Below are 10,163 nucleotides of genomic sequence, written 5' to 3'. Positions count from 1 at the left end.
GAAAGTCTGTGGACTCTGTGTAAGACAGTACATGGTTTTTTAACTGTGGTATGCGACGGTGGTGGAAGCAGAAACTTAAATCGTGAGGTTTAGGAATCGCCGCACTTTTAGGGCGGCGAGGATGTCAAAATTACCCCCGACTACTGATTGCGACTGAGGGAGTTAATTCGCTCGATTAGTTGGGCTAAGATTTCTTGTAATTGTCGGTCTTGATGCTGGGAAAGGTTGATTTTATCACAGCTATAAATAACGGTGGTGTGATCTTTGCCGCCAAATTCTTCGCCAATGCGCGGTAAGCTTAAATCCGTGTGTTGACGCATCAAATACATCCCAATCTGTCGGGCAAAACTAATTTCTCGTCGGCGGGAATTTCCTTTTAGATCGGCGATCGAGAGTTGAAACTTTTCCGCTACTACCGCCATAATAATCTCAGGAGAAGTGGCAATTTTGGCCATTGGTGGATTTAAAACCGGCGCGATATTTTCTACCGTCATCGGCAATCCGGAGATAGAAATATAAGTAGTAGCCCGGATTAATGCCCCCTCTAATTCGCGAATATTAGAAGTATAATTAACGGCAATATATTCGATAACTTCTCTTGGGAGACGCAGATTTTCGTACTCGGCCTTTTTTTGTAAAATTGCCATGCGAGTTTCGATATCTGGTGCTTGGATATCGGCGACTAATCCCATAGAAAAGCGAGAAATTAAACGAGCCTGTAAACTGGGAATCTGTTTGGGGAGGCGATCGGAGGCTAAAACCACCTGTTTTCCCGCTTCGTGCAGGGTATTAAAGGTATGAAAAAATTCTTCTTGAGTGTATTCTTTTCCTTCAATAAATTGCAGATCATCCACTAATAATATGTCCGCATGGCGATAATGATTACGAAAACTTTCCATACTATCTTGACGGATAGCGGTGATTAAATCATTCGTAAATTGTTCCGTCGATACATAAAAAACCCTGGATTGGGGATATAATTCTAGACGATAATGACCGATCGCCTGCATTAAATGGGTTTTACCTAATCCCACCCCACCACAGAGAAAAAGCGGGTTAAATTCCCTTCCGGGTAATTCCGCCACCGCTAAAGCGGCCGCGTGGGCCATACGATTGGTTGGACCGACAACAAAACGGGAAAAATTATATTTAGGGTTAAGTTGATTACTGGGGGATAATTCTGATTCTAAGCTAGTGTGAGGCTGGAAAATAGCGATCGAATCGCCCTGTTGTGCCGTTAGTTGAATCTCGACGGGATAACCGACGATATCCTGCACTACTTCAGCAATTGTTGACAGATAATTTTTCTGAAGATGGTTAAGAATAAAGGGATTGGCAGCCTGAATTACTAAGCGATCGTTTTGCCATTCTTTAACCGTCGCCGTTTGAAACCAAGTCTCGAAAGCGGGACGGGTTAATAGTAATTTTAGACGCTCTAGGAGATTATGCCAAAGTTGTTGGGCGCTACTATCCACGGTTAATTTTGATTAAGTGGGTGGGTGTAATTAAATATAAGATGAACGTAGGTTGGGTTGAAGCATGAAACCCAACGCCTATCCACGGTTAATTTTGATTAACAAAGTTGCTCTAGTGCTGCTGCGGGGAAACCTTATCAGTTTAGCGAGATTTTTCCCCTCAAGATAAAATGATTTTCAGAGCGAAACAATTAATCTTTAGACAGATGACGCAAGTTTTAACAATCACCCAATTAGGAAATCCAATTCTACAGCAAAAAGCACCAGCGATCGATAATCTTCTCGATTCTGACTGTCAAAATTTGATCGATTCCCTGATTACCACCGTGCAAGCTGCCCACGGGGTGGGAATCGCCGCGCCCCAAGTTGCTCGGTCTCTGCGTCTGTTTATCGTTGCTTCTCACCCCAATCCTCGTTATCCCGACGCTCCGATGATGCCACCCACTGCCGTGATTAATCCTCGCATTTTGCGGGTCAGCGAGGAAATGGTCAAGGGTTGGGAAGGTTGCCTCAGTGTCCCCAATTTACGCGGTTTTGTCCCCCGTCATCAGTGGATCGAGGTGGCCTATTGCGATCGCAATGGTCGCGAAATCCGTCAAGTTTTCAGGGATTTTGTCGCGCGCATCTTTCAACACGAATACGATCATCTGGAAGGAATCCTCTTTCTCGATCGCCTTGCTTCTCCGGCGGATTTATACTCGGAGGAAGAATACCAAAAAATCAGTAATATTGCTGAATATAAGCGATAAAATCGCAAAATATCTCTACATCTTCAAAATAAGTTAAATAGCTTAACGGGACTATCTTTATCTGGCGACAAAATTTTTGTTGGTAAATCTAAATTTTTTGTTAAAATGATAACGATTATCATTCTAGGAGAACTACCCTAACAAACAAATGAACTACTTGACAAAATAAATTAATTATGCAGTAGAACTCTGCCCTCAATTAACTAGGGAGATACTCAAGACTTTTTCGGTGACTAGGAAAATCAATTTTTCCAGGTTTCCGCACCGGAGATAACCCCAAAGACGAGGAAATAAACCGATAGCTTTCATTAGTTATCGTCTAGATGCCCAGAAAAATAAATACTCTAGCAAAGGGTATTTATTGACAATTGGTAAAATCAGAAAACTTTGCCGATCAATTAACTATTGCAGTCTGTAAAAATATCTATGACCTTAGCTAAGTCCAAAGCAATTTTCGACAATGATGACTACAATCACTTTCCCGAAGTGATTACCGAACCTAAATCGCCGGTATCGGAAGCCGAGATGATGCAAGCGGTAAGAACACTGCTGTTAGGATTAGGAGAAGATCCCGATCGCGAAGGTTTACGAGACACTCCTAAACGAGTAGTAAAAGCCCTAAAATTTCTCACTTCTGGTTATCAGCAATCCCTGGATGAATTGCTGAATGGGGCAGTTTTTCACGAGAATGCTAACGAGATGGTTTTAATCCGAGACATCGATATGTTTAGCTCCTGTGAACACCATATTTTACCGATAATCGGCCGCGCTCATGTTGCCTATATTCCTAACGGGAAAGTGATCGGTTTATCGAAAATTGCCCGCATCTGTGAAATGTACGCCAGACGACTGCAAGTGCAGGAACGTTTAACCGCACAAATTGCCGATGCTTTGCAAGGATTACTACAACCTCAAGGGGTAGCTGTGGTGATTGAAGCGACTCATATGTGTATGGTAATGCGCGGGGTTGAAAAACCCGGTTCTTGGACTTCTACGAGTGCCGTGCGCGGTATTTTTGCCGATTCTGCTAAGACTCGTCAAGAGTTTATGAGTTTGATTCGTCATAGTCCCGATTTTCACTAATTAGTCAGGGGGATCAGGATTATTTGATCGTCCTATCCCCGGTTTTTTCCTAAGCAAAAAACTAGAGCAAAACCAGCTATTTACTGTTTACTTTTTATTTTTGACGCGCTGTTAAGTAGTCGGACATAAATTCTGTTGTCTATCTTAAGAAATGTAAATTGCCGCAATTCTTACTGACGACCGACTCCTGACTCCTGAATCCTTACCCCACGGTTAACTTTACTTTTGTTCAACTACTTATCATGCTGATTCGTCCCCGTCGTCTTCGTTATACTCCAGCGATTCGCCGTCTTGTTCGTGAAACTGAATTAACCGTTAATGACTTGATTTATCCCCTCTTTATCATGGAGGGAGAAAATCAAAAGGTGGCTATTCCTTCTATGCCCGATTGTTATCGTTATTCCCTTGATTTATTGCTCAAAGAAGTGGTTAATGCTTATAATTTAGGCATTAATGCCATCGCTCTTTTCCCCCTGATTGCCGAAGATAAAAAAGATAATTTCGGTAGAGAAAGTTATAATCCCGATGGTTTAGTGCCAAGAACGGTGAAAGCGATTAAAAAAGAAGTCCCTGAAATAATTATTATTACCGATGTTGCCCTCGATCCTTTTTCGATTTATGGTCATGATGGTATTGTGGAGGACGGTAAAATTCTCAACGATGAAACCCTGGAAGTTTTAGTGAAAATGTCGCTCTCGCAAGCGGCAGCCGGGGCTAATTTCGTCGCCCCTTCCGATATGATGGATGGTAGGGTCGGGGCGATCCGTCGAGCTTTAGATGCGGCTGGCTATCTGGATGTGGGAATTCTCGCTTATACGGCTAAATATGCCTCTGCTTATTATGGTCCCTTCCGAGATGCCTTAGAATCAGCACCAAAATTTGGTGATAAGAAAACCTATCAAATGGATGGGGCTAATAGTCGGGAAGCCTTACGGGAAGCCAGTTTAGACATAACAGAAGGGGCAGATATTATTATGGTTAAGCCCGCTCTCGCCTACCTCGATATTATCCGTCGTCTGCGCGATAGTAGCCATCTTCCCGTCGCCGCTTACAACGTCAGTGGTGAATACGCAATGATTAAAGCGGCGGCAAAACAGGGCTGGATTGACGAAAAAAGCCTGATTTTGGAAACTTTAATCAGTATGAAACGAGCGGGGGCCGATTTGATTTTGACCTATTTTGCTGCCGATGTGGCATTAATGAAACAAGAAAGCCGATTTTAGGGTTTTTGCCAGCGAAATTGATAGACATTATCCTGCGCTCCCCATACCTGCCGACCAAGGCTATCATAACCTCGATCGCTGGTATCCATGCCCTGGGAATGTAGAATAATTGTATTAGTTATTTTCACCGCACCTCTGGCATTAGTGGGACAACCCTGGGGGGGAGTTTCTCCCCGATAACCCCCCGCTATCGGTTTTAAAAACACAGTACACACCGACTCGGCCAAATCTGATACATTTAATTTTCTTTCTGTCAAGTCTTTGTTACAAAAATTAATAAAGTTAGGGGCATTATTTAACCTATAAGCTTTTGATTCCACAGTGGAATTATCGGGGCTAGGTTGAATGACTAAAATTCTTTGACGATAGGGTTGATTTAAGCGATCGATAATTGCCTGTTCCTGATAAAGATAAATACTATCCTGTTTCGGGGAAAAATCCACGGCACAGGTAGTCATTTGCACCTTAGCAATGCGGGGGTTAGTCTGCGCTTGTTCCCTGGTATCCATAACGCCAATTAAATGATTAGCCACCCCCTGCACTTGCGGGTTAAGGGGCAAAGATTGAGTGAGAAAAAATCCTAGGGCGATCGAAGTTTTCAGCATGAGCGGAGGCTTGATTCCGGTTAGTCTCTAATTAGCTTAGACTAATAAGCAGCAAGAGCAAAAAATCCCCTTTTCCCATGACTAATCATCTGGCTGAATCTGAAAGTCTTTACCTGCGAAAACACGCCGAAAACCCGATCGATTGGTGGTATTGGTGTGACAGCGCCCTAGAAATTGCCAGGAGGGAAGATAAACCGCTCTTTCTCTCGATCGGTTATTCTAGCTGTCATTGGTGTACGGTTATGGAAGGAGAAGCGTTTTCCGATCGGGCCATTGCCGATTATCTCAATCAGTATTTTTTGCCGATCAAAGTTGATCGCGAGGAAAGACCGGACATCGATAGCATCTATATGCAAGCATTGCAGATGATGGTCGGTCAAGGGGGTTGGCCTCTGAATGTATTCCTAACACCGGATAGTTTAATTCCCTTCTATGGTGGCACCTATTTTCCCGTGCAACCGCGCTTTAACCGGCCCGGTTTTCTGCAAGTGTTGCAATCGGTACGTCGTTATTATGACGAGGAAAAGGAGAAATTAAGCAAATTTACGGCCGAAATGCTGGGCGCACTGCGTCAATCAGCTATTTTACCCCGAGCAGAGACCAATTTAGCCGCTCCTTACCTTTTAGCCACAGGAATCGAGACAAATACGGCGGTGATTCGGGTTAATCCCAATAACTACGGTCGGCCCAGTTTTCCGATGATTCCCTATGCTAATCTGGCTTTGCAGGGTAGTCGCTTTGGTGACGATTTTGAGGATTCCCTCCGGCAAGCGGCCTATCAACGGGGGGAAGATCTGGCCCTGGGGGGAATCTATGACCATGTGGGGGGAGGATTCCATCGTTATACGGTGGATTCGACGTGGACAGTTCCCCATTTTGAAAAAATGCTCTACGATAACGGGCAAATTGTCGAATATTTAGCCAATTTGTGGAGTGCGGGTGATCGAGAGGCGGCCTTTGAGAGAGGGATTAAAGGCACGGTTAACTGGCTAAAACGGGAAATGACCGCCCCAGAAGGTTATTTTTATGCGGCCCAAGATGCCGATAGTTTTGAGAATGCCACGGATAGGGAACCGGAGGAAGGGTCCTTTTATGTCTGGTCGGATCTGGAGTTAAGGGATTATCTCTCGACCGAGGAATTGGGGCTGCTGCAGGCTAATTTTATCGTCACTGCCGAGGGGAATTTTGAGGGTCGTAATGTCCTGCAACGTCGGCAAGGGGGAGAATTATCGGAGGAGATAGAAAATATCCTCGATAAGTTATTTATTCGGCGTTATGGCAGTTCTCAAGCCCAATTAGCTCTTTTTCCCCCGGCCAGAGACAATCAAGAGGCGAAAACCGTCTCTTGGCCGGGACGGATTCCGGCGGTAACGGATACGAAAATGATTGTCGCTTGGAATAGTTTAATGATTTCTGGTTTAGCCCGGGCCTTTGCCGTCTTTAGCGAACCTTTGTACTGGCAAATGGCTACTCAAGCGGCCGAGTTTATTCTCAAGCATCAGTGGTTAGATGGACGTTTTCAGCGCTTGAATTATCAGGGTCAGGCCTCGGTTTTGGCCCAATCGGAGGATTTTGCCTATTTTATTAAGGCTTTACTGGACTTGCAAACGGCTAATCCCCCAGAAACTCGCTGGTTAGAGGCGGCTATCGATTTACAGGGGGAATTTGATCGCTGGTTTTGGTCCAAGGATGAGGGAGGATATTTTAATACTGCTTCTGATCATAGTCTCGATCTGATCGTGCGAGAACGGGGTTATACGGATAATGCCACCCCTTCGGCCAACGGAATTGCGATCGCTAATTTAGTTCGTCTGTCGCGATTGACGGAAAATCTAGAATATCTCGATCGGGCCGAAAAGGCCTTGCAATCTTTTAGTACCATCCTAGAAGAGTCCCCCACCGCTTGCCCCAGTTTATTTGTCGCCCTCGATCACTATCGTCACGGTTTCTGTCTGCGCGCCCCAGAAAGCTCGATCGAGCCGCTGTTAAGTCGCTATTTGCCCACTGCGGTCTATCGAGTCGATGCCAGTTTGCCCCTTAGCACATTTGGGTTAATTTGTCAAGGGTTATGCTGCCTTGAACCGGCAGAAAATTTAGAACAGTTGGACAGACAAATTGCCGGAGTGATGGCGGGTCCGTCAATACTACTCGGTTAAGGTTTTTTTCTCTCCTATGAAATAGGCTCTGGTGTTTGGCTTTCGTTGGCAACTTCTAACCAGCCTTGGATGGCATCTTGAAGGTTATTGATGAGTTCATCAATACTATCCCCTTCTGTTATGCAGCCAGGGAGTGCAGGAACTTCCGCCCAGTAACCTCCTTCTTCGGCGGGATGGATAATAGCTTTGATTTTCATTGCTTTCTCGACTTAGCTTTATTTGTCCGCCTAAATTTTAACTTAAAGATGGTGCGTTCCCCATGATCAAAAAATGGAGTAACAAGGATGGCATCAGGGAACGCACCCTACTCGTGACAGAGCGATCGCAATGGAAATTATCGAGATATTGACCCATGATAAACATTTTACTCAGGAAGGTTTTGTCATTCTGCTATAGTGCGATTGCTGTCAATTTTTAAGGTATTTAATCAAGTTAATAAAGGTAAAAAATAAACCCACTCAAGATGACATGAAGTGGCAATTTATCCCGTTTTTAGAAGCAATTTAGCCTACTTTTGTGGTTTCTTTTTCGGTGGATTGGGAGGGTTTTAGTTGGTGCTTGAGGGTTGAAGTTGCGGCGAAGAGGTCGAGGATGATTTTAGGAACACCGTTAAATGTGATTGAATAGAGTACAATCAAGGTTGAAGATACACCTAGTTAAGCCATGCAACAGGTTCTCAAAAATATTAAGGTATCGGAGATTCCTACACTAATCGCTCAGTTAGGATTTTCTCCTGAACAAGAAGTTAATCTTACAATTGAGGAAAATTCAGAAAGTCTTATCTCAATTATGGATAAAGTCGGCAAAAAGGCTCAAGCTAAAGGTTTGACAGAAGATAAACTAACAGAACTATTAGTAGATGAATCCTAATCGAGTTGTTATAGATACCAATGTTTTTATTAGTGCTTTACTCAATCCACTAGGAACACCCAGAAAAGTAATCAATCAGTCAATGTACCATTCTTCAGAGCAAGACAACTTATCAAGAATTGGCAACGAGAATAAGCAAAAATAAATTTGACAAATATTTAGAAAAGGTGCTATTATACTGAACAATACTTAACTTGTGTTAAAATTGGTTACGCTCTTGTTGTTAATTTAAGGGATAGTTACATGAAAATTGTTACTGTTACTGAAGCCAAAGAACAAATTGATGAATTAGTGAATGATACCAATGATAATCATCAACCGATTTTGTTATCTGGTACTAAAAAAAATGCTATTTTAATTGCTGAGGAAGATTGGAACTCTATTCAAGAAACGCTTTATTTGTATTCTATTCCGGGTATGGTAGATTCAATTATTGAAGGTGGCAAAACTTCTATTGAAGATTGTGTGGATGAGGCGAGTATCAGAGCAATTTTAAATGGATAATTGGCAGTTGGTTTTTACCAAACAAGCGAAAAAAGATGCTGAAAAGCTGGCTCGTACTGGGTTGGCAAAACAAGCTAACGAGTTATTAAATATTCTTAAGTCAAATCCGTATCAATCTTATCCTGTTTATGAGAAACTCAGTGGCGATTTAGCGAGCTATTATTCCAGACGTATTAATATTCAGCATCGTTTGGTTTATCAGGTTATTCCAGAAGAGAAGGTTGTCAAAGTTATACGGATGTGGACTCATTATGAATAACCCCTCTTATTTAGGGTTTGCTGAAAAAGTTTTTCGTGGGGGCAGGGTGTGGGGTGTGGGGTGTAGGGTTTTACCGATTTTCATGTGGTCAACTACCTAATTTTCAGGGAAAAAGTACCTGAATTTTCCCCCCGATCACTCCAAGTGCTGGCACTTTTTGAGGGGAAAAAAGTCTAAAAGTCTTATACAACAAGGTTTTTATATTTATTCAGCAAACCCTAAATAATAGACAATAAACAATACACAAAAAATACCCCCCTCAACTGACTGAATGAAGGGGCATTTATGGTATTTTTAGAGGCAATTTAGCCGACTTTTGTGGTTGCTTTTTCGGTGTATTGAGATGACTTCAGTTGGCGCTTCAGGGTTGAGGCTGCGCCGATTGTGCCGAGAGAGAGGAGGCTGAAGGTAGAGGTGGGTTCGGGGACTTGTTCTAGCTTACCTACTGTAAACCCATGCCAAGTTTCAGGGTTATCAACACTAAATTCAATGGATGAATACGTTCCAATAAAATGAATAGCCCCAGTTCCTTCTGTCCCAATTAAAGTATTTCCTGATTGTGTCAATTGCCCATAACCCCAGTAAGCAGGATTATTTGTAATGGTACTGTTAAAGCTAAGGATATTAAACGGTGTATTAAAAGTATAGCTAACAGTTATACTTAGTTGTCCCATGCTATTAATAGCCATGATAGGATTGGTGATCGGTTGCGAAAAAGTCAGCTTATTTGTTGTCGAACCAGTCGTTGCAGTGTTTAAGGCAATTATGTCACTTGCTGGTGGTGCATTACTGATCACACTGTTGTTAATATAAGGAATTCCAGGCGAGGGCTCCCAGTAGTTAGTTCCAGCTGCTGTTTGTGCAAAAAAGACATCCCCAGTATAGTTTACTGTGATGGTTCCAATGGTTCCCGTAGCTGATCCACTTGTACCTGTCGTTGCTGATGTCCAATCCGTCCAAACAACTGTTGCTGCACTGGCTGATGTTGCTTGTAGGGTTGTTGCCGCAATAGTTACTCCAGCTAAGATGCCCAAAGAAGACAGCGTTTTTGTAAGAGCATTAACTTTGTTTTCTGATTGTTTTTTACTTATCATGGATGTGAGTTTCCTAACAATAATAAGCTTTTACGCATTTAAGTTACATTGACAGCATTACCCTTATTTTTAAGTTTTCTACTCCATTTAATAATCAATCCCCCTTCATTTAAAAGCTGATTGACTACTTTTTCCAGTTCTTCTT

Annotated in this window: 11 protein-coding genes and 1 pseudogene; 8 read left to right on the top strand and 4 right to left on the bottom strand. The window is 42.8% G+C overall.

Annotated elements, in window-relative coordinates; translation table 11 throughout:
• Positions 1 to 140: 140 nt before the first annotated feature.
• The gene (dnaA, locus tag IM477_RS21230) at positions 141 to 1,475 is read right to left on the bottom strand and encodes a chromosomal replication initiator protein DnaA (RefSeq protein ID WP_287733363.1); all 1,335 of its coding nucleotides are present in this window, start codon (positions 1,473 to 1,475) and stop codon (positions 141 to 143) included.
• 170 nt (positions 1,476 to 1,645) lie between these two features.
• Between dnaA and def the strand changes: the two genes are divergently transcribed.
• The 3 genes from def to hemB all read left to right on the top strand — a co-directional run bounded on the left by def (position 1,646) and on the right by hemB (position 4,530).
• Positions 1,646 to 2,224, top strand: coding sequence for a peptide deformylase (def, locus tag IM477_RS21225; protein ID WP_287733362.1), 579 nt, complete (start codon positions 1,646 to 1,648; stop codon positions 2,222 to 2,224).
• Positions 2,225 to 2,650: 426 nt separating this feature from the next.
• Positions 2,651 to 3,307: a GTP cyclohydrolase I FolE gene (gene folE, locus IM477_RS21220; protein WP_002758386.1), complete on the top strand. Its 657-nt coding sequence runs from the start codon at positions 2,651 to 2,653 to the stop codon at positions 3,305 to 3,307.
• Positions 3,308 to 3,549: 242 nt separating this feature from the next.
• A complete protein-coding gene (gene hemB / locus IM477_RS21215) occupies positions 3,550 to 4,530 on the top strand; it encodes a porphobilinogen synthase (protein ID WP_287729136.1) in 981 nt (326 codons plus the stop codon).
• On the opposite strand, the gene IM477_RS21210 is transcribed toward hemB, so the two are convergent.
• Positions 4,527 to 5,135, bottom strand: coding sequence for a chromophore lyase CpcT/CpeT (locus IM477_RS21210; protein WP_287733361.1), 609 nt, complete (start codon positions 5,133 to 5,135; stop codon positions 4,527 to 4,529). The genes hemB and IM477_RS21210 overlap by 4 nt on opposite strands.
• A gap of 77 nt (positions 5,136 to 5,212) precedes the next feature.
• Here IM477_RS21210 and IM477_RS21205 point away from each other — a divergent pair, with 77 nt between their 5' ends.
• Positions 5,213 to 7,291 carry a thioredoxin domain-containing protein gene (locus IM477_RS21205; protein ID WP_287733360.1) on the top strand — a complete coding sequence of 693 codons (2,079 nt, stop codon included), beginning with the start codon at positions 5,213 to 5,215 and terminating at the stop codon, positions 7,289 to 7,291.
• 14 nt (positions 7,292 to 7,305) lie between these two features.
• On the opposite strand, the gene IM477_RS21200 is transcribed toward IM477_RS21205, so the two are convergent.
• Entirely contained in the window at positions 7,306 to 7,488 is a 183-nt protein-coding gene (locus tag IM477_RS21200) for a type II toxin-antitoxin system HicB family antitoxin (protein ID WP_287733359.1), read from the bottom strand.
• 466 nt (positions 7,489 to 7,954) lie between these two features.
• Here IM477_RS21200 and IM477_RS21195 point away from each other — a divergent pair, with 466 nt between their 5' ends.
• From IM477_RS21195 to IM477_RS21185, 4 genes and pseudogenes are all read left to right on the top strand, one after another.
• Positions 7,955 to 8,161 carry a hypothetical protein gene (locus IM477_RS21195; protein WP_147074329.1) on the top strand — a complete coding sequence of 69 codons (207 nt, stop codon included), beginning with the start codon at positions 7,955 to 7,957 and terminating at the stop codon, positions 8,159 to 8,161.
• A pseudogene (locus IM477_RS23245) lies at positions 8,151 to 8,328 on the top strand (putative toxin-antitoxin system toxin component, PIN family); the annotation flags it as partial. The gene IM477_RS21195 and the pseudogene IM477_RS23245, both read left to right, overlap by 11 nt.
• A gap of 76 nt (positions 8,329 to 8,404) precedes the next feature.
• The gene (locus IM477_RS21190) at positions 8,405 to 8,665 is read left to right on the top strand and encodes a type II toxin-antitoxin system Phd/YefM family antitoxin (RefSeq protein WP_147074206.1); all 261 of its coding nucleotides are present in this window, start codon (positions 8,405 to 8,407) and stop codon (positions 8,663 to 8,665) included.
• The gene (locus IM477_RS21185; protein WP_002756029.1) at positions 8,658 to 8,924 is read left to right on the top strand and encodes a Txe/YoeB family addiction module toxin; all 267 of its coding nucleotides are present in this window, start codon (positions 8,658 to 8,660) and stop codon (positions 8,922 to 8,924) included. The genes IM477_RS21190 and IM477_RS21185 overlap by 8 nt, the downstream gene beginning before the upstream one ends.
• 305 nt (positions 8,925 to 9,229) lie before the next feature.
• Here the strand turns inward: IM477_RS21185 and IM477_RS21180 are convergent, their stop codons facing one another.
• Positions 9,230 to 10,018 carry a PEP-CTERM sorting domain-containing protein gene (locus IM477_RS21180; RefSeq protein WP_287733358.1) on the bottom strand — a complete coding sequence of 263 codons (789 nt, stop codon included), beginning with the start codon at positions 10,016 to 10,018 and terminating at the stop codon, positions 9,230 to 9,232.
• Between the last annotated feature and the right edge of the window lie 145 nt (positions 10,019 to 10,163).

It is taken from the genome of Microcystis sp. M090S1 (assembly GCF_020246295.1).
GTDB classification, from domain to species: Bacteria; Cyanobacteriota; Cyanobacteriia; order Cyanobacteriales; family Microcystaceae; genus Microcystis; species Microcystis aeruginosa.
The sequence above is the reverse complement of the archived record's forward strand: the minus strand, read 5'-3'. Positions and strand labels throughout refer to the sequence as shown.